The organism is Kitasatospora sp. NPDC056138 (assembly GCF_042264695.1).
Classification (GTDB): domain Bacteria; phylum Actinomycetota; class Actinomycetes; order Streptomycetales; family Streptomycetaceae; genus Kitasatospora.
In genome coordinates this window covers 1-21,128 of record NZ_JBHJVK010000105.1, presented here as the reverse complement: position 1 = coordinate 21,128, position 21,128 = coordinate 1, and the positions used below count along the sequence as shown (strand labels likewise).

Below are 21,128 nucleotides of genomic sequence, written 5' to 3'. Positions count from 1 at the left end.
GTACCGCCGGGCTCGACCCCGCCGAGCACCCGCTGCTCGCCGCCGCCGTCCCCCTGCCCGACGACGAGGGGATGCTCTTCACCGGCCGCCTCTCCACCGCCACCCACCCCTGGCTCACCGACCACGCCGTCTGGAACACCGTCCTCGCCCCCGGCACCTCGCTCGTGGAGCTCGCCCTGCACGCCGGGAGGCGGCTCGGCTGCCACCACATCGAGGAACTGACCCTCCAGGCACCGCTTGTCCTCCCCGAGCAGCACGCCGTCCGCGTCCAGGTCCGGGTCGGCGCCCCCGACGACACCGGCCGCCGCCCCGTCACCGTCCACTCCGCCCCCGACGGCACCGAGGCCGCCGGCGCCTGGACCTGCCACGCGGTCGGCACCGCCACCCCGGCCGAACCGGCCACCGGGTGGACGACCGGCCCCGTCTGGCCCCCGGCCGGGTCCGTGCCGGTCGAGCTCGACGGGCTCTACCAGCGCCTCGCACAGGACGGACTCGGGTACGGGCCGGCCTTCCGGGGGCTGCGCGCCGCCTGGCGGCTCGGCGAGGAGGTGTACGCCGAGGTCCGGCTGCCGCAGGAGCAACTCGCCGACGCCGCACGGTTCGGCGTCCACCCCGCGCTGCTGGACGCGGCCCTGCACACCACGCTGATCGACGGCGCGGAGCAGGTCCGGCTGCCGTTCGCCTGGACCGGCGTCACCCTGCACGCCACCGCCGCCACCGCGCTGCGGGTACGGCTGACGCCCACCGGTCCGGACGAGATGTCGCTGGCGGTGGCCGATCAGACGGGTCTTCCGGTGGCCACGGTCGACTCGCTCGCCGTCCGGCCGGTCTCCCGGGCCCAGCTCGGCTCGGCCGCGCACCGTGCCACCGCGGACTCGCTCTTCCGGATGGAGTGGACCGGGCTTCCCGGCCCCGCCGCCGAGCGCACCGTCCGCTTCGCGGTACTCGGTTCCGACGCGCTCGGCGGGGACGCCTACCCGGACCTCGGCGCCCTCGCGGACGCCGTCGGTGCCGGCGCGCCGGTGCCCGAGGCCGTCGTGGTCCCCTGGACGCCGGAGCCGGGCGGGGACACCCTGTCGGCGGACGCCGCCCGGGAGGCGGCGGAGCGGGCGCTGTCCCTGCTGCAGGCCTGGGCGGGTGACGACCGGTTCGCCGCGGCCCGGCTGGTACTGGTGACCTGCGGCGCCGTCGACGCCTCGGGCCCGGCCGCCTCGGACCCGGCCGCCTCGCCCGATCTCGCCGCGGCCGCCGTGTGGGGCGCGGTGCGCTCCGCCCAGGCCGAGCACCCGGGCCGGTTCGTCCTGGTGGATCTGGACGGCCCCGTGGCCGAGGCCGCCGCGCTCCCCGCCCTGCTGGACGGTGCGGAGCCGCAGTACGCGGTCCGGGCCGGGCAGGTGCTCGTACCCCGGCTGGCGCGGTCGCAGCCGGCCGACGGCCCGGCAGCCGTCCCCGCCCTGGACCCGGAGGGCACCGTGCTGGTCACCGGTGGTACCGGGACGCTGGGCGCGCTGGTCGCCCGGCACCTGGTGGAGACGTACGACGTCCGGCACCTGCTGCTGGTCAGCCGGCAGGGGATCGCCGCCGACGGCGCCACCGAACTCCGTGCCGAACTCGCCGCGCTGGGCGCCGAGGTGACGGTCACGTCGTGCGACGCGGCCGACCGGGACGCGCTCGCCGCGGTGCTCGCCGCCGTCCCCGCGCAGCACCCGCTGACCGGCGTGGTGCACGCCGCCGGGGTACTGGACGACGGCACGCTCGCCCTGCTCACGCCGGAGCGGACCAGGGCCGTCCTGCGCCCGAAGGCGGATGCCGCCTGGAACCTGCACGAACTCACCCTGGACGCCAAGCCTGCGATGTTCGTGCTGTTCTCGGCGGCGGGCGGGGTGCTGGGCAACGCCGGGCAGGCCAACTACGCCGCCGCCAACGCCTACCTGGACGGCCTGGCCGCGCACCGCCGCGCATCGGGTCTGCCCGGGGTGTCGATGGCGTGGGGGCTGTGGTCGGTGGTCAGTGCGATGACCGGCGGCCTGAGCGAGGGGGACCGGTCGCGGATGCGTCGCTCCGGCGTGCTGCCGCTGTCCACGGCGGAGGGCCTGGCGCTGTTCGACGCCGCGCTCGCCCAGGAGCGGCCACTGGTGCTGCCGGTCCGGCTGGACCTGCCCGCTCTGCGCGCGGGCGGACCGGCGCAGCGCCCCCCGCTGCTGCGGGCGCTGCTCGGCCCGGCGCCTCGGCGCGCGGCCGGGCCCGAGGCGTCGGCCGGGACCGGTCCCGGGCTGTCGCTCGTCGGCCTGTCGGCCACCGAACAGTCCCACGCACTGGTCGAGTTGGTGCGGGCCCAGGTGGCCGTGGTGCTCGGCCACGCCTCGCCGGAGGCGGTCGACAACGGGCGCGGCTTCCTGGAGTCCGGATTCGACTCGCTGCGCGGGGTCGAGCTGCGCAACCGGCTGGCTGCGGCCACCGGTCTGCGGCTGCCGGCGACGCTGGTCTTCGACCACCCGACGCCGGCCGCCGTCGCCGGGCACCTCGGGGAACTCTTGCGGCAGCAGTCCCGGCCGGCCGGGTCGCCGGCCCTCCTCGACCTCGACGGCCTGGAGGCCGGCCTGCACGACCTCGCCGCCGGGGACCCGGCCCGTGAGCGGCTCGCCGCCCGGCTGCGCGAGCTGGCAGCGCGGCTGGATGCGCCCGAGGACCACCGCTTTGACGAACTCCCCGTCGAGGACGACGAGTTCGGGGAAGCCACGCTCGACGAGATCCTCGACATCATCGACGGCGAACTGCGGGACTCGTGAACGTGCCCGCTCGGAACCACTGCTGGAACCGTCGTTGGACCCGTCGTTGGACCCGTCGTTGAACAGAGAGGCGCACAGCGGAATGACGAGTGACGAGAAGGTCCTCGACACGCTCAAGCGGCTGACCGTCGACCTGCGCAGGACGCGCCGGCGGCTGCAGGAGGTCGAGGAGGGGGCCCGCGAGCCGATCGCGATCGTCGGCATGGCCTGCCGCTACCCCGGCGGGGTCACCTCCCCGGAGGACCTGTGGCGTGTGGTGGCCGAGGAGCGGGACGTGATCTCGTCCTTCCCGTCCGACCGGGGCTGGGACGAGGGCCTGTACGACCCCGACCCGGCCCGCCGCGGCTCGGTGTACGTCCGTGAGGGCGGGTTCCTGCACGACGCCGCCGAGTTCGACCCGGCGTTCTTCGGGATGAGCGCCCGTGAGGCGCTGGCCACCGACCCGCAGCAGCGGCTGCTGCTGGAGACCTCCTGGGAGGCGTTCGAGCGGGCCGGCATCGACCCGGGGTCGGTGCGCGGCACCAGGACGGGCGTCTTCGCCGGGGTGATCTACCAGGACTACGCCTCCCGGCTGCGCCGGGTGCCGGGCGAGTTCGAGGGCTACGTCGGCAACGGCAGCACCGGCAGCGTCGCCTCCGGACGGGTCGCGTACACCTTCGGCCTGGAGGGGCCGGCCGTCACCCTGGACACGGCGTGCTCGTCCTCGCTGGTCGCGCTGCACCAGGCCGCGCAGGCGCTGCGGAGCGGCGAGTGCTCGCTGGCGCTGGCCGGCGGTGTGACGGTGATGGCGTCGCCGATGGCACTGGTCGAGTTCAGCCGCCAGCGCGGGCTGGCCACCGACGCGCGGTGCAAGGCGTTCGCGGCCGGGGCCGACGGCACCGGCCTCGGCGAGGGCGTCGGGATGCTGCTGCTGGAGCGCCTCTCGGACGCCCGGCGCAACGGGCGCCGCGTGCTCGCGGTGATCCGGGGCAGCGCGGTCAACCAGGACGGCGCCAGCAGCGGGCTGACCGCGCCGAGCGGGCCCGCCCAGCAGCGGGTGATCCGGCAGGCGCTGGAGAACGCCGGGCTGTCGGCGCGGGACGTGGACGCGGTGGAGGCGCACGGCACCGGGACGACGCTCGGTGACCCGATCGAGGCGCAGGCGCTGCTGGCCACCTACGGCCAGGACCGGCCGGCCGAACAGCCGCTCCACCTGGGCTCGGTGAAGTCCAACATCGGCCACGCCCAGGCGGCGGCGGGTGTGGCCGGCGTGATCAAGATGGTGATGGCGATGCGGCACGGGGTGCTGCCGCGCAGCCTGCACCTCGACGAGGCCAATCCCCATGTGGACTGGGCGGCGGGCGCGGTGTCGCCGCTGACCGTCACCCGGCCGTGGCCGGCGACCGGGCAGCCGCGCCGGGCCGGGGTGTCGTCCTTCGGGGTGAGCGGCACCAACGCGCACCTCGTCCTGGAAGAGGCCGCGCCCGAGCGGCCCCAGGAGACCGAGGAGGCCGAGCAGCCCGACCGGACCGGCCGGGCCGGGCAGACCGGGCCCCGGCCGACCGGCGGGGCGACCGTGCCGTGGGTGCTCTCCGGCCGGACCGAGGCCGCGCTGCGCGCGCAGGCCGGGCGGCTGCTGGAGCACCTGGCGGAGCACCCCGGGCGGACCGCGGCCGAGGTGGGCGCGGCGCTGGCGCGCACCCGGGCGGTGTTCGAGCACCGGGCCGTTCTGCTGGGCGCGGACCCGGCCGGGCTGCGGGCGGGCCTGGCGGCGCTGGCGGCGGGCGAGTCGCGGCCCGGCCTGGCCCGCGGCGTCGCCCGCGGTGACGGCCGGGTGGTGTTCGTGCTGCCGGACCGGCCGGCGGAGCAACTCGGCCGGGTGGCGGGACTGCTGGACGTCTCACCGCCGTTCGCCGAGCTGCTGGCCGAGTGCGACGCCGCGCTCGTCGAGGTGGCCGGCTGGTCCGCGACGGATGTGCTGCGCGGCGTCGCGGGCGCGCCCGACCCGGCGCGTCCGGAGGTCGGCCGCGCGGTGGGATGGGCGGTGCTGGTCGCCCTCGCCGGGTTGTGGCGGCGGCACGGGGTGCACCCGGCCGCCGTGGTGGCGCCGGGCGACGCCGCTGTCGCGGGAGCCTGTGCGGTGGGGACGCTGTCCCTCGTGGAGGGGGCGCGCGCGGCGGTGTCCGGCGCGCCGGTCGACCCGTCCGGCGCCGGGGTGCCGCTGCTGACCCGCGGTCAGGACGACGCGGTGCGCGAGCTGCTGGACCGCGGCCACACCCGGTTCGTCGTCCTCGGCCCCGGTCCGACCGCGCGGATCGCGCGCGACACGGGCCGGGACGTCCAGCTGCTCGGTGACGCGGACGGGTTCCTCGCCGATCTGGCCGAGCTGCACGTCCACGGCGGGCCGGCCGACTGGTCGGCGGCGTTCCCGGCCACCGGGCTGCGCCCGGCCGACCTGCCGACCTATCCCTTCCAGCGCCGCCGCTACTGGCTGGAGGACGGACCGGCCGACCCCGACGTGACAGCGGCCGGACTGACTCCGGCGGACCACCCGCTGCTCCAGGCCGTGGTGGAACTCCCTGACGGCGACGGCCTGTTGTTCACCGGTCGGCTGTCGCCGCGCGAACTGCCCTGGCTCGCCGACCACACCGTGCACGGGCGGGTCCTGCTCCCCGGTACCGCCGTGGTCGAGCTGGTCCGCCGGGCGGGCGCCCAACGGGACTGCGCGCACATCGGCGAGCTGACCCTGCACGCCCCGCTGGAGCTGCCCGGGCCCGAGGCCGCCCCGGCGGCCGGCGTCCGGATCAGGCTGGCCGTCGGCGCCCCGGACGGCTCCGGCCGCCGCCCGGTGGAGCTGTCCTCGCGCCCAGCCGGCCCCGAGAACGGCCCCTGGACCCTGCACGCCTCCGGCAGGCTGGCGCCCGAGGTGCCCGCCGGGTCCTCGGACCTGGTCGCCTGGCCGCCGCCGGGCGCCGAGCCGGTCGGCCTCGACGGGTGCTACCGGCGCTTCGCGGACCTCGGCATCGGCTACGGACCCGCCTTCCGCGGGCTGCGCGCGCTCTGGCGGCGCGGCGAGGAGGTGTTCGCCGAGGTGGCCCTGCCCGAGGCGGAGCGGGCCGACGCCGCGCGGTACGGCCTCCACCCGGCGCTGCTGGACGCCGCCCTGCAGGCCTACGCCGCCAGTTCGCCGCAGGCTGCGGGGCGGACGCCGGTGCCGTTCGCGTGGCACGGCGTCTCGGTGCGGGCGGCCGGTTCGACGGCCCTGCGGGTGCGGCTCGCACCGGCAGGCCCGGACGCGGTGACCGTCGAGGCGGCCGACCCGGCGGGTGTCCCGGTGGCGTCGGTCGCGAGCCTGCGCTCCCGGCCGCTGCCCGACGGCACGGCCGGCTCCCCGCTGCTGTGGCGGGTCCGCTGGACGCCGGTGCCCGCGGGCGCGCAGCCGGCCGCCCTCCGGACGGCGGTGGTCGGCGCCGGGCTGCCGGTCGCCTCCCAGGCGCACCACCGGGACCTCGCCGCCCTGGCCGCCGCCGGGACGCCGGTGCCGGACGTGGTGCTCGCGCCGGTCCTGCCGGCGGCCGGCGACGTGCCGGCCGCCGTCCACGCCGCCACCGCCGACGCACTGCGGCTGGTCCGCGCCTGGCTGGCCGAGCCGCGGTTCGCCGCCGCGCGGCTGGTCGTGGTGACGCGGGGCGCGCAGGCCGCCGGTGACGGCGACGCCGCCCCCGACCCGGCCGCAGCGGCGGTGTGGGGGCTGTTGCGGTCCGCGCAGTCCGAACACCCCGGGCGCTTCGGCCTGCTGGACCTGGACGGGGCGGCACCCTCCGAAGCCGTCCTGGCCCGGGCGCTGGCCTCGGACGAGCCACAGCTGGCGCTACGCCGCTCCGAGCTGCTGGCAGCGCGGCTGGTGGAGGCCGAACGCCCCCTTGACGGCGGCTCCGCCTTCGACCCGGACGGCACCGTCCTGGTCACCGGCGGCACGGGAACGCTCGGCGGCCTGCTCGCCCGGCACCTGGTCGCGCGCGGCGCTCGGCACCTCCTGCTGACCAGCCGCCGGGGCGAGCGGACGCCGGGCGCGGCCGAACTGGTCGCCGAGCTGACCGGGCTGGGCGCCGAGGTGACCGTCGCCGCCTGTGACGCCGCCGACCGGAAGGCCCTGGCCGGCCTGCTGCGGTCGGTGCCCGGCGCCCACCCGCTGACGGCGGTGGTGCACGCGGCCGGCGTGGTCGACGACGGCCTGCTGACCGCGCTCACGCCCGAGCGGCTCGCCGCCGTCCTGCGTCCGAAGGTGGACGCGGCCTGGCACCTGCACGAGCTGACCCGAGACAGCGGGCTCGCCGCCTTCGTCCTGTTCTCGTCCGCCTCGGGCGTCTTCGGCACCGCCGGCCAGGCCAACTACGCCGCCGCCAACGCCTTCCTCGACGCGCTCGCCCGGCGGCGCCACGCCGAGGGCCTGCCGGGCCTGTCCCTGGCCTGGGGCCTGTGGGCCGAGCGCAGCGGTCTGACGGAGCGTCTGAACCGTTCCCAGACAGCCAGGTTGAGCCGTGACGGGGTCGGATCGCTTTCCACGGCGGAGGCACTTGATCTCTTCGACGCCGCCCGTATGATGATCAACGAGTCGGTGCTCGTCCCGGTCCGGCTGGACCTCGCAGCGGTGCGGGGCCGCGCCGAGCAGGGACAGGTCCCGTCGCTGCTGCGGGAGTCGGCCACGCCGCCGGTCCCCGCCGCGACTCCGGCAGCCGTTGCGACGGCGGACCCGGCGGTCGCTTCGGCGACGGACCCGGCAGCCGGCTTCGCACAGCGCCTGCGGGCGATGCCGGAGCCCGAACGCCGACGCGCCCTGCTCGACCTCGTCCGCACCCACGCGGCGATCGTGCTGGTCGAGTCCTCCCCCGAGGACATCGACCCGGGCCAGGGCTTCGTCGACCTGGGCTTCGACTCGCTCGCCAACCTCGAACTCCAGGAGCAGCTGCAGGAGGTCACCGGCCTTCAGCTGCCCAGCACCCTGATCTTCGACCACCCCACCGCGGCGGCCATGGCCGACTACCTCTGCGCCGAGTTCGGTGCGGAGGAGGCCACCGCGGTGGGCCCGGCTCTCGCGGAACTCGACCGGCTGGAGGCGTTCCTGACGCCCTTCGCCGACGACGACCAGGCCCGGACCGCGATCACCCATCGGCTGAAGGACCTCATCTCCCGCTGGGGCGACGAGGGCCGGGACGGCACCGACCGGCCCGACCTCGCCTCGGCGACCGACGACGAACTCTTCGACGTACTCGACCAGCTGCGCGCCCGCTGAGGGCCGTCCCCGGCACAGGTCGACACCCGCACCGGCTTTAGGAGCAGGCTCAAGTGGCACATGAAGACAAGCTTCGCGAGCACCTCCGGTGGGCTGCCGCCGAACTCGGAGAGGCACGCCGCCGGGTGGCCGAACTGGAGGCGGCCGACCGCGACCCGATCGCGATCGTCGGAATGAGCTGCCGCTACCCGGGCGGGGTCCGGACGCCGGAGGAGCTGTGGGAGCTGGTGACCGCCGGGCGGGACGCCGTCGGTGCGCCGCCCGCCGAACGCGGCTGGCGCGTCGAGGACTTCTACGACCCCGACGGCCTGCGCGCCGGCACCTCCTACGTCTGCGAGGGCGGCTTCCTCGACGACGCCGACCGGTTCGACCCCGGCTTCTTCGACATCAGTCCGCGCGAGGCCCTGGCCATGGACCCCCAGCAGCGACTGCTGCTGGAGACCTCCTGGGAGGCGTTCGAGCGGGCGGGCATTCCCCCGGCGAGCGTGCGCGGTGCCCGGGTCGGGGTTTTCACCGGTCTGATGTACCACGACTACGGGACCCGGCCGACCTCCGTGGACGAGTCGGTCGCGGGCTTCCTGGGCAGCGGAACCGCGGGCAGCGTCGCCTCCGGGCGGATCGCCTACGTGCTCGGCCTGGAGGGGCCGGCGGTGACCGTGGACACGGCCTGCTCCTCGTCCCTGGTGGCCCTGCACCTCGCCGCCCAGGCCGTCCGGCGCGGCGACTGCACGATGGCGCTGGCCGGCGGCGTCACGGTGATGGCCACGCCCGACACCTTCGTCGAGTTCAGCCGCCAGGGCGGCCTCGCCCGGGACGGGCGCTGCAAGTCCTTCGCCGCCGCAGCGGACGGCACCGCCTGGGGTGAGGGCGCGGGCATGCTGCTGGTCGAGCGGCTCTCGGACGCCCAGCGCCACGGGCACCGGGTGCTCGCCGTGCTGCGCGGCTCGTCGGTCAACCAGGACGGCGCCAGCAGCAGCCTCTCCGCGCCCAACGGCCCCTCCCAGCAGCGGGTGATCCGGCAGGCCCTCGCCGAGGCCGGGCTCTCGCCGGACCTAATCGACGCGGTGGAGGCGCACGGGACGGGCACCCGGCTCGGCGACCCGATCGAGGCGCAGGCCCTACTGGCCACCTACGGGCAGCAGCGTCCGGCCGAACGGCCGCTGTGGCTCGGCTCGTTGAAGTCCAACATCGGCCACACCCAGGCGGCCGCCGGCGTCGGCGGCGTGATCAAGATGGTGATGGCGATGCGGCACGGCGTGCTCCCGCGCACCCTGCACGTCGACGAACCGACACCACACGTCGACTGGGCCTCGGGCGCGGTGTCACTGCTCACCGAGGAACGGGAATGGCCGCAGACCGGGCGGCCACGGCGGACGGCCGTCTCCTCGTTCGGCGTCAGCGGCACCAACGCCCACGTCATCCTGGAACAGGCACCCACCGCACCCACCGTGCCAGCCGCCCCGACCGCTCCGGCCGTGCCGGCCGACGAGCCGGCGCCGAACCCGCGGGCGACGGGCCGCGTACTGCCCTGGATCCTCTCCGCCCGGACCCCGGCAGCGCTGCGCGCCCAGGGCGAACGGCTGCGGACAGCCGTCGAGGCACACCCCGATTGGGAACCCGCCGACGTCGCAAACGCGCTGGCCACCAACCGGTCCCTCTTCGAACACCGCGCAGTGGTCACCGGCGAGGACCGCACCGAACTCCTGAACGGCCTCACCGCCCTCACCGCCGGCACCATCAGCCCCACTCTGATCACCCGCAACACAGCCGGCACCCCCAGCGGCAGCGGCGCCTTCGACCGGCCGGTGTTCGTCTTCCCCGGCCAGGGCTCCCAATGGACCGGCATGGGCGCCGAACTCCTCGACACCTCGAAGGTCTTCGCCCAGTCCATCGCCGAATGCCAAACGGCACTCGACCCCTACATCGACTGGTCACTCACCGACGCCCTACGCGGCAACGACAACACCGACCTCACCCGCGTCGACGTCATCCAGCCCACCCTCTTCGCCACCATGGTCTCCCTCGCCGAACTCTGGCGCTCCCTCGGCATCCACCCCGCCGCCGTCATCGGCCACTCCCAAGGCGAAATAGCCGCCGCCACCATCGCCGGAGCCCTCACCCTCCACGACGCCGCCCGCATCACCGCCCTCCGCAGCCAAGCCATCCACACCATCAGCGGCCACGGCGGCATGGCCTCCCTCCCCCTCACCCACCACCACACCACCACCCTCCTCACCCGATGGAACGGCCGCCTCACCATCGCCGCCCACAACGGCCCCACCACCACCGTCATCGCCGGCGACCACGACGCCCTCAACGAACTCCTCACCCACTGCCAACACCACAACATCCACGCCCGACGCATCGACGTCGACTACGCCTCCCACACCCACCACGTCGAACAACTCCACCACCACCTCACCACCCAACTCACCGACATCACCCCCCGACCCGCCACCACCCCCTTCTACTCCACCCTCACCGGCACCCCCCTCGACACCACCCAACTCGACAACCACTACTGGTACAACAACCTCCGCCAACCCGTTCGCCTCACCGACGCACTCCACACCGCCCACACCAACGGCCACACCACCTACCTCGAAATCAGCCCCCACCCCGTCCTCACCACAGCGGTCCAGGACACCATCGAGGACACCGGCCACACCCCCCTCGTCCTCAGCACCCTCCGCCGCAACGACGGCGGCCTCCGCCGACTCCTCACCTCCCTCGCCGAAGCCCACGTCCACGGCGCCCCCGCCGACTGGCACACCCTGCTCCCCACCGACCCGACCACTCCGGTCGACCTCCCCACCTACCCCTTCCAACGCGAGAGCTACTGGCTCGACGCCGCCACCCCCACCACGGATCTGCACGCCACCGGCCTGACCCCTGCCGACCACCCGCTGCTCAGCGCCCTCCTCCCCCTCGCCGACAACGACGAACTCGTCCTCACCGGACGCCTCTCCGCCACCACCCACCCCTGGCTCACCGACCACGCCGTCTGGAACACCCCCCTGCTCCCCGGCACCGCCCTCGTCGAACTCGCCCTGAGCGCCGGCGACCACACCGGCTGCGACGTCCTGGAGGAACTCACCCTCCAGGCACCGCTGCTGCTGCCCGACGACGGCTCCGTCCAGCTCCAGCTCCGGGTCGGCCCCGCGGCCGACGACGGACGGCGCACCTTCTCCGTCCACTCCCGCCCCGACCGGGCCGACGCCCCGTGGTCCCGGCACGCGACCGGCGTCCTGGCGACCGGCGCCGAGCTCCCGTCCTGGGACCTCGCCGCCTGGCCCCCGCCCGGTGCGGTGCCGGTGGACGTCACGGACCTCTACCCCCGGCTGGCCGGCGACGGCCTCGGCTACGGTCCGGCGTTCCAGGGCCTGCGGGCGCTCTGGCGGCAGGGTGACGACCTGTTCGCCGAGGTCCGGCTGCCGCAGGAGCAACTCGCCGACGCCGCACGGTTCGGCCTGCACCCAGCCCTGCTGGACGCGGCCCTGCACGCGGCCGCGGCCGCCTCGCCCGGACAGGTGCGGCTGCCGTTCTCGTGGAGCGGTGTCACGCTGCACGCCACCGGCGCCACCGCCCTGCGGGTGCGGCTGTCGCCGGCCGGGCCGGACGCGATGTCCCTGGACGTCGCCGACGAGACCGGCGCCCCGGTCGCCCGGGTGACGTCACTGGCGAGCCGCCCGGTGGATCAGGAGCAGTTGCGGGCGGCGCGCGACGACGGCCCGGACCCACTGCTGCGGGTGGACTGGACCGAACTGCCGGTCCCTCCCGAGACGCCCGCCGGGCGCTGGGTCCTGCTCGGCACCGACCACCTCGACCTGTCCGACGAGCTCCGGTTCGGCGCCCACCCCGACCTGGCCGCCCTCGCCGAGGCCGTGGAGGCCGGTGCGACCGTGCCGGACGCGGTCCTGGTCAGCTTTGCCGGCCCGGAGTCACCGGACGCCCCCGCCGCGGTGCGCGACGTCGTCGACAGGGTGCTGACGCTCCTTCAGGACTGGCTCGCCGACGACCGGTTCGCCGCCTCCCGCCTGACCGTGCTGACCAGGGGCGCGGTGGCCGCCGCGGGCGGCGAGAGCGTGCGCGACCTCGTCCACGCCCCGCTCTGGGGCCTGCTGCGCTCCGCCCAGACCGAGCACCCGGGCCGCTTCGTCCTGCTCGATCTGGACGGGCGGACCACCGGCCTGAAGCCCGTCCTGGCCGCCGCGCTCGCCACCGACGAACCCCAACTCGCCATCCGGGAAGGCGGCTTGCTCGCACCTCGGCTCGTCCGCGCGGCCACCGGGCCGCTGCTGGAGCCCCCGGCCGACACGCCCGACTGGCGCCTGGACACCACCGCCAAGGGCACCCTGGAGAACCTCGCCCTGGTGCCCCACCCGGTGGCCTCCGCACCGCTCGGCCCCGGACAGGTCCGGCTGGCCGTGCGCGCCGCCGGCATGAACTTCCGCGACGTGCTGCTCGGCCTGGGCATGGTCGACCAGGACGTGATGGGCGGCGAGGCGGCCGGTGTCGTGCTGGAGACCGCCCCCGACGTCACCGCGTTCGCCCCGGGCGACCGCGTGATGGGCATGGTGCCGGGCTCGTTCGGGCCGGTCGCCGTGGTCGACCACCGGCTGCTCGTCGCGCTGCCCGCGCACTGGACGTTCACCGAGGGCGCCTCGGTGCCGATCGCCTTCCTGACCGCCTACTACGGCCTGGTCGACCTCGCCGGGCTCGGCCGCGGCGAGTCGGTGCTGATCCACTCGGCGACCGGCGGCGTGGGCATGGCGGCCATCCAGCTGGCCCGCCACCTGGGCGCCGAGGTGTTCACCACGGCCAGCCCGGCCAAGTGGGGCACCCTGCGCGCGCTCGGCGTCCCGGAGGACCGGATCGCCTCCTCCCGCAGCCTCGACTTCGAGCACCGCGTCCGCGCCGCCGGCGGCGGCCGGGGCGTCGACGTGGTCCTCAACTCCCTCGCCAACGAGTTCGTCGACGCCTCGCTGCGGCTGCTGGCGGACGGCGGACGGTTCGTGGAGATGGGCAAGACCGACATCCGCGACGCGGCCGAGGTCACCGCCGCCCACCCCGGGACCTCCTACCTCTGGTTCGACCTGATCGAGGCCGGCTACGACCGGATCGGCCGGATGACGGCCGAGCTGATGCCGCTGTTCGAGCGCGGGGTGCTCCACCCGCTCCCCGCACGCACCTGGGACGTGCGGCGCGCACCGGACGCCTTCCGCTTCATGAGCCAGGCCCGGCACGTCGGCAAGGTGGTGCTCACCATGCCCGCCCTGCCGGACCCGGACGGCACCGTGCTGATCACCGGCGGCACGGGCGTGCTCGGCGCTCTGGTGGCCCGCCGGCTGGTCACCGAGCACGGCGCACGGCACCTGCTGCTGCTCGGCCGCCGCGGCCCCGAGGCCGAGGGCGCCGCCGAGCTGACCGCCGAACTCACCGCGCTGGGCGCCCGGGTGACGGTCACGGCCTGCGACACGGCCGACCGCGAAGCCCTCGCGAAGGTCCTCGCCGCCGTCCCGGCCGAGCACCCGCTCACCGCCGTCGTCCACGCTGCGGGCGTGCTGGACGACGCGGTGATCACTTCGCTGACCCCCGCGCAGGTCGCGGCCGTGCTGCGCCCGAAGGTGGACGCGGCCTGGCACCTGCACGAGCTGACCCGGGACGCGGACCTCCGCGCCTTCGTCCTGTTCTCCTCCTCGGCCGCCGTCCTGGGCGGTCCGGGCCAGGGCAACTACGCCGCGGCCAACGCCTTCCTCGACGCGCTCGCCCAGCGCCGCCGGGCCGAGGGGCTGCCGGGCCTGTCGATCGCCTGGGGCCTCTGGGAGCGGGCCAGCGGCATGACCGGCCACCTGGACGCCGGCGACCTGACCCGGTTGCGGCGCTCCGGCGTGAGCCCACTGTCCGACGCCGACGGCGTGGCGATGTTCAGCGCGGCCCTGCGCGCCGACCAGGCCCTGGCGGTGGCGATGAAGCTCGACGTCGCGGCCGTCCGCGCCGCCCTCCGGGCCGGCCCGGTGCCGCCGCTGCTGCGCCGTCTGGTCGGCGCGCCTGGACGGCGCGCGGTGGCGCTCCCGCGGACCGGCGGCGAGTCCGCACCGGCCGGCCGACTGGCCGCACTGCCCGCGGCCGAACGCGCCCGCGCACTGCTGGAGCTGGTGCGCGCCCACGCGGCCGTGGTGCTCGGCCACGCCACGGACGAGGCGATCCAGCCGGACCGGGCGTTCAAGCAGCTCGGCTTCGACTCGCTGACCGCCGTCGAACTGCGCAACCGGCTCAACGCCGCCACCGGGCTCAGGCTCCCGGCGACGCTGCTCTTCGACCATCCGACGCCGGACGCGCTGGCCGCCTTCCTCCAGGCCGAACTGGCCCCGGCCGGGCCACCGGCCTCCGACGACGAGGTCAGCCGCCTGCTGGCGGCCATCCCGGCGGCCCGGCTGCGCGCCGCCGGCCTGCTCGACGCCCTGCTGGCACTGGCCGGCGCCGCGCCCGAGCAGCCGTCGGCCGAGCCGGACGACGACCCGGACGGGATCGACGACCTGGACGAGATCGACGCCATGGACGCCGACGACCTGGTCGGCCTGGCCTTCGGCACCACTGACCTCTGATCGCTCTCGGACCGCGGAGAACCAACGATGGCTGCATCACAGGAAAAGGTGCTGGAAGCGCTCCGGCTCTCGCTCAAGGAGACCAAGCGGCTGCAGCAGCAGAACCGCCGGCTGACCGAGGCCCGGCACGAGCCGATCGCGATCGTCGGCATGGCGTGCCGTTTCCCCGGCGACGTCCACAGCCCCGAGGACCTGTGGCGACTGGTCCTCGACGGGCGCGACGCCCGCTCCGAGTTCCCGTCCGAACGCGGCTGGGACGCCGAGGAGTTGTACGACCCGGACCCGGACCGGCCCGGCCGGAGCTACGTCCGGAAGGGCTGTTTCGTCCGGGACGCGGACCGGTTCGACGCCGCGTTCTTCGGCATCAGCCCGCGCGAGGCGCTCGCCATGGACCCCCAGCAGCGGCTGCTGCTGGAGACCTCCTGGGAGGCCTTCGAGCGTGCCGGCATCGACCCCTCCTCAGTCCGCGGCAGCAGCACCGGCGTGTTCGTCGGCGCCTCCCCGCTCGGCTACGCCGCCGATCCGCGCAGCACCGAGGGCTCCGAGGGCTACCTGCTGACCGGTACCACCGTCAGCGTCGCCTCCGGCCGGCTGGCCTACACCTTCGGGCTCGAGGGCCCGGCGGTGACGGTCGACACCGCGTGTTCGTCCTCGCTGGTCGCCCTGCACCTGGCGAGCCGGGCGCTGCGCGACGGCGAGTGCTCGATGGCGCTGGTCGCGGGCGCGGCGGTGATGGCTGCTCCGCACATGTTCATCGAGTTCAGCCGGCAGCGCGGGCTCGCCCCCGACGGCCGGTGCAAGGCCTTCGCCGGCGCGGCCGACGGCACCGCCTGGGGCGAGGGGGTCGGCGTGCTGCTGGTCGAGCGGCTCTCCGAGGCGCAGCGCAACGGCCACCCGGTGCTCGCCGTGGTGCGCGGCTCGGCGATCAACCAGGACGGCGCCTCCAACGGCCTGACCGCGCCGAGCGGGCCCGCCCAGCAGCGGGTGATCCGGGCCGCGCTCGCCGATGCCCGGCTGACGGCCGCGGACGTGGACGCGGTGGAGGCGCACGGGACGGGCACCCGGCTCGGCGACCCGATCGAGGCGCAGGCCCTGCTGGCCACCTACGGCCAGGACCGGCCCGCCGAACGGCCGCTCTACCTGGGCTCGGTGAAGTCCAACATCGGCCACACCCAGCTCGCGGCGGGCGTCGCCGGCGTCATCAAGACGGTGCTGGCGATGCGTCACGGAGTGCTGCCGGCCACCCTGCACGTGGACGAACCGACACCGCAGGTCGACTGGTCCCGCGGCGCGGTCGAGCTGCTCACCGGGCGGCGCGACTGGCCGGACACCGGCCGTCCCCGGCGGGCCGCCGTCTCCTCCTTCGGCATCAGCGGCACCAACGCCCACGTGATCCTGGAACAGCACGTCGAGGAGCAGCACGTCGAGGAGGCGACCGCGGGTGAGAGCGGGGAGCCGCCCGCCGGCGAGAGCCGGGAGGCGCCCGCCAGCACGCCGTGGCTGCTGTCCGCCCACAGCCCCGAGGCGCTGCGCGCCCAGGCCGGCCGGCTGGCCGACGCCGTCACCGCCGCCCCGCGGTGGGACCCGGTGGACGTCGCCTGGTCGCTGGTCACCGCCCGGGCCGGCCTCGACCACCGCGCGGTGGTGCTCGGCACCGACCGCGCCGGGCTGCTGGCCGGCCTGGACGCGCTGCGCCGGGCCGACGACGCGCCGCACCTCGTCCAGGGCCCGGCCGCGCGCGCCGGCAGGCTGGCGTTCCTGTTCACCGGGCAGGGCGCCCAGCGGGCCGGCGCCGGCCGCGAACTGTACGGGCGTTTCCCGGTGTTCGCGGCCGAACTGGACCGGGTGTGCGCCCTGCTGACGGAGCGGACCGGCCTGCCGGTCCGCGAGGTGCTGCTCGCCGGGGAGGGTTCGCCCGAGGCGGGCCGCCTCGACGAGACCGCCTTCACCCAGGCCGCCCTGTTCGCGCTGGAGGTGGCGCTGTTCCGGTTGGCCGAATCCTGGGGAATACGGCCGGACTTCGTGCTCGGGCACTCGATCGGGGAGCTCGCGGCGGCGCACGTCGCGGGGGTGTTCTCGCTGGAGGACGCGGTCACGGCGGTCGCCGCCCGCGGCCGCCTGATGCAACAACTCCCCTCCGGCGGAGCGATGGTGGCGGTCGAGGCGACGGAGCAGGAGGTGTCCGCGCTGTTGCCCGGCCGGGCCGGCCTGGCCGACGTCGCCGCCGTCAACGGGCCCCGGTCCGTCGTGGTCTCCGGCGAGGAGGAGGCGGTGTCCGACATCGCCGGGCTGCTGCGGGCACAGGGCCGCCGGACGAAGCGGCTGACCGTCAGCCACGCCTTCCACTCCCCGCGCATGGCGGGCATGCTCGACCCGTTCCGCGAGGTGCTCGACGGCCTCACCCTGCACGAGCCCACGATCCCGGTCGTCTCCAACCTGACCGGCCGGCCGGTCGCCGCCGAGCGGATCCGCACGGCGGAGTACTGGGTACGGCACGTGCGCGAGGCGGTGCGCTTCCACGACGGCGTCCGGTACCTGCTCGACCAGGGCGTGACGACCTTCCTGGAGCTCGGCCCTGAGGGTGTGCTGTCCGCCATGGCGCAGCAGAGCGCCGGGGACCGGGCCGGGGAGGTGGCGGCGGTGCCGCTGCTGCGCCGGGGCCGCCCGGAGCCGGACACCGTCCTCGCCGCCGTCGCGCACGCGCACGTGCGGGGCGTCCGGGTGGACTGGCCGGCCTGCCTCACCGCGTCCGCCGGCCCGGCCGGTCGCCGGCCGGAGCTGCCGACGTACGCGTTCCAGGGCGAGCGGTACTGGCTGGACCCGGCCGGCGGGTCCTCCGCCGAGGCGTCCGGGCTGGGCCTGGCGGCCGCCGGGCATCCGCTGCTCGGCGCCGCCGTCACCCCGGCCGAGGGCGGCGGGCTGATCCTCACCGGGCGGCTGTCGGCCCGCTCGCACCGCTGGCTCGCCGACCACGTCGTGCTGGGCAGCGTGGTGGTGCCCGGCACCGCCTACCTGGAGCTGGCGCTGCACGCGGCGCGGCTGACCGGCTGCACGACGGTCGAGGAGCTGGACCAGGAGGCACCGCTGGTCCTCGCCGAGACCGGCACGGTACAGGTGCAGCTGGTGGTCGGCGCGGCCGACGGAACGGGCCGGCGGCCGATCGGCGTGTACGCGCGGCCGGACGACGCGGCGGAGTGGACGCGGCACGCGGGCGGCACGCTGTCCGCCGAGGACGGCGGCGGAGCCGGCTGGGAGCCGGCCGGCGTCTGGCCGCCCGAGGGCGCCGAGCCGGCGGACCTCGACGGCTTCTACCCGTCCGTCGCCCGCGACGGTTTCGCCTACGGCCCGTCGTTCCGCGGCCTGCGGGCGATGTGGCGCACGGGCGACGTCGTGTACGGCGAGGTCGCCCTGCCGGAGCCGGAGCGGGGCCGGGCCGGCGGGTACGGCGTCCATCCGGCGCTGCTCGACGCCGCGCTGCACGCGGGCCTGGTCGGGAACACCGGCGAGCAGGTGCTGCTGCCCTTCGCCTGGAACAACGTGCGGCTGCACCGCCCCGGCGCGGCCGCGCTGCGACTGCGGCTGGCCCCGGCCGGGCCGGACGCGATGTCGCTGGAGGTCGCCGACGAGACCGGCGCACCGGTCGCCTCGGTCGGCTCGCTGCGGGCCCGGCCGGTCTCGGTCGAGCAGCTGCGCGCGGCGTCCCGGGCCGGGCTGGGCGACGCGCTGTTCCGCGTCGAGTGGGCGCCCGTCCCGGCGGTCGAGCCGGGCGGCGGGCGGTGGGCCGTGCTCGGCGACGGCTCCGCGTTCCCGGGCCTCGACCGCTACCCGGACCTCGCGGCGCTCGGCGCGGCCGTCACCGCGGGGCTGCCGGTACCGGACGCGGTCGTGCTGCCCCTGCCGGACGCCACGGGCGACGTACCGGCGGCGGTGCGCGCGGCCCTGCACCGGACGTGGTCCGCACTGACGGGCTGGGCGGCGGACGACCGGTTCGCTTCCTCCCGGCTGATCCTGGTGACGCGCGGTGCGGTGGCCGCCGGGCGGACGGACGAGGGCGGACCGGACCTCGGCCGGGCGGGCGAGGACGTCCCGAACCTCGCCCACGCACCGCTGTGGGGCCTCGCCCGGACCGCGCAGGCCGAGCAGCCGGACCGCTTCGTCCTGCTCGACCTGGACGGCGGCGCGGACACCGCCGGGGCACTGGCCCGGGCGGCCGCCGGGGACGAACCGCAGCTCGCGCTCCGTTCCGGCGCGGTCCTGGCGCCGCGTCTGGTACGGGCCCGCCCGACGACGGCCGCGGCAGCCGGTACGCTCGACGCGGCCGGCACCGTGCTGGTCACCGGCGGCACCGGCGCGCTCGGCGCGCTGCTGGCCCGGCACCTGGTCACCGCGTACGGCGTGCGGCACCTGCTGCTGCTCGGCCGCCGCGGCCCCGAGGCCGAGGGCGCCGCCGAGCTGACCGCCGAACTCACCGCACTGGGCGCCCGGGTGACGATCGCGGCCTGCGACGCGGCGGACCGGGAGGCGCTCGCCGCCGTGCTCGCCGCCGTCCCGGCCGAGCACCCGCTCACCGCCGTCGTCCACGCGGCCGGTGTGGTCGCGGACGGCGCGCTGGCCTCGCTCACCGAGGAGCGGTTCGAGGCCGTGCTCCGCCCGAAGGCGGACGCCGCCTGGCACCTGCACGAGCTCACCCGCGACGCCGGGCTCGCCGCGTTCGTGCTGTTCTCCTCCGCGACGGCCACCCTCGGCGGGGCCGGCCAGGGCGGCTACTCGGCGGCCAACGCCTTCCTCGACGCGCTCGCCCGGCACCGCGCCGCGCGGGGTCTGCCCGCCCGGTCACTGGCCTGGGGGCCGTGGCAGCAGCACCGGGGCATGGCGGGCGCGCTCGACGAAGCCACCCTCGGCCGGATGCGGCGCTCGGGCGTCCTGCCGCTCAGCCCGCAGGACGGCCTGGCCCTGTTCGACGCGGCGCTCGCCGCAACCGACCCGACGGCGCTGCCGGTCCGGCTGGACCTCGCCACGCTGCGCCAGGCCGGCCCGGACCTCCCGCCGCTGCTGCGCCGGCTGGCCGGCCCGTCCGTCCACTCCGCCCGCCGGCCGGACGCCGGGGCGGCGGACGGCCTGAAGCGGCGACTCGCCGGGCTGTCCGGGGCGGAGCGGGAGAGCGCCCTGCTGGACCTGGTGCGCGGTCAGGTGGCCGTGGTGCTCGGTCACTCCGACCCGGCCTCGGTCGGCGCCGACCGGGCGTTCGGTGACCTCGGCTTCGACTCGCTGACCGCGGTCGAACTGCGAAACCGCCTGACCACCGCCACCGGCCTGCGCCTGTCGCCCACGCTCGTCTTCGACTACCCGACGGCGGCGGGGCTCGCCCGGCACCTGGACGTGGAACTCCCGCGCGAGGGAACGCCGTCGGCCGCGCCGGTGCTCGCGGAGCTGGACCGTCTCGAAGCCGTCCTCGCCCAGGTCGGCGCCGACCACCCCGACCGGGCGCGGATCTCCGGCCGGCTGCGGTCGCTGCTCACCCGGTGGAGCGACCAGCAGGGGCCGGACGAGGGTGAATCCCCCGTGGCCGGAATGGAGTTGGACTCCGCCGGCGACGACGAGGTCTTCGACTTCATCACCAACGAACTCGGCATCTCCTGACCCGCCGGCCGGCCGCGCCGCCGGCCGGCCGTCCTGTTCCCGTCCCATCCGAAAGGTTTGCGCCACTGTGGCCAGCGAGACCGAGGACAAGCTCCGCTACTTCCTCAAGCGGGTGACCGCCGATCTCCAGGAGACGCGCCGACGGCTCCAGGAGATGGAGTCCGTCGCGGGCGAGCCGATCGCGATCGTCGGCATAGCCTGCCGCTTCCCCGGCGGCGCCGACTCGGCGGAGCGGCTGTGGCAGCTGGTCGCCGACGGCCGGGACGCCGTCTCGCCGTTCCCCGACGACCGCGGCTGGGACCTGGAGTCGCTGTACGACCCCGATCCCGACCGGACCGGCCGCACCTACACCCGTGAAGGCGGCTTCGTCCGGGACGTGGGCCGGTTCGACGCCGGCTTCTTCGGGATCGGCCCGCGCGAGGCGCTGGCCATGGACCCGCAGCAGCGGCTGCTGCTGGAGACCTCCTGGGAGGTCTTCGAGCGGGCCGGCATCGACCCGGCGTCACTGCGCGGCAGCCGTACCGGCGTCTTCATGGGCGCGGGGCAGGTCGACTACGCGGCGCTCGCGCAGCGGGCGACGGAGAGCCTCGAGGGGTACCTGCTCTCCGGCGGCGCGGCGAGCGTCATCTCGGGCCGGCTGTCCTACGTGTTCGGCCTGGAGGGCCCGGCGATCACGGTGGACACGGCGTGCTCGTCGTCCCTGGTCTCGCTGCACCTGGCCTGTCAGTCACTGCGCCGGGGTGAGTGCTCGCTGGCGCTCGCGGGCGGGGCGGCGGTGATGGCCGCGCCGGGCATGTTCGTCGAGTTCAGCCGTCAGCG

5 protein-coding genes and 1 pseudogene are annotated in these 21,128 nt (G+C 76.2%); all 6 read left to right on the top strand.

Annotated features, from left to right (window positions below; translation table 11 throughout):
- On the top strand, window positions 1-2,789 hold a 2,789-nt coding region (locus tag ACFC1R_RS36275), incomplete at its 5' end, for an SDR family NAD(P)-dependent oxidoreductase (protein ID WP_375945982.1).
- A gap of 82 nt (window positions 2,790-2,871) precedes the next feature.
- A complete protein-coding gene (locus tag ACFC1R_RS36270) occupies window positions 2,872-8,061 on the top strand; it encodes a type I polyketide synthase (RefSeq protein WP_375945981.1) in 5,190 nt (1,729 codons plus the stop codon).
- 95 nt (window positions 8,062-8,156) lie between these two features.
- Window positions 8,157-11,759: pseudogene (locus ACFC1R_RS36265) on the top strand (type I polyketide synthase); the annotation flags it as partial.
- A complete protein-coding gene (locus tag ACFC1R_RS36260) occupies window positions 11,754-14,669 on the top strand; it encodes an SDR family NAD(P)-dependent oxidoreductase (protein WP_375945984.1) in 2,916 nt (971 codons plus the stop codon). The pseudogene ACFC1R_RS36265 and the gene ACFC1R_RS36260, both read left to right, overlap by 6 nt.
- A gap of 48 nt (window positions 14,670-14,717) precedes the next feature.
- A complete protein-coding gene (locus ACFC1R_RS36255; protein WP_375945983.1) occupies window positions 14,718-20,309 on the top strand; it encodes an SDR family NAD(P)-dependent oxidoreductase in 5,592 nt (1,863 codons plus the stop codon).
- Window positions 20,310-20,376: 67 nt separating this feature from the next.
- Window positions 20,377-21,128, top strand: a 752-nt coding sequence (locus ACFC1R_RS36250) for a beta-ketoacyl synthase N-terminal-like domain-containing protein (RefSeq protein ID WP_375945980.1), incomplete at its 3' end; no start/stop codon positions are given.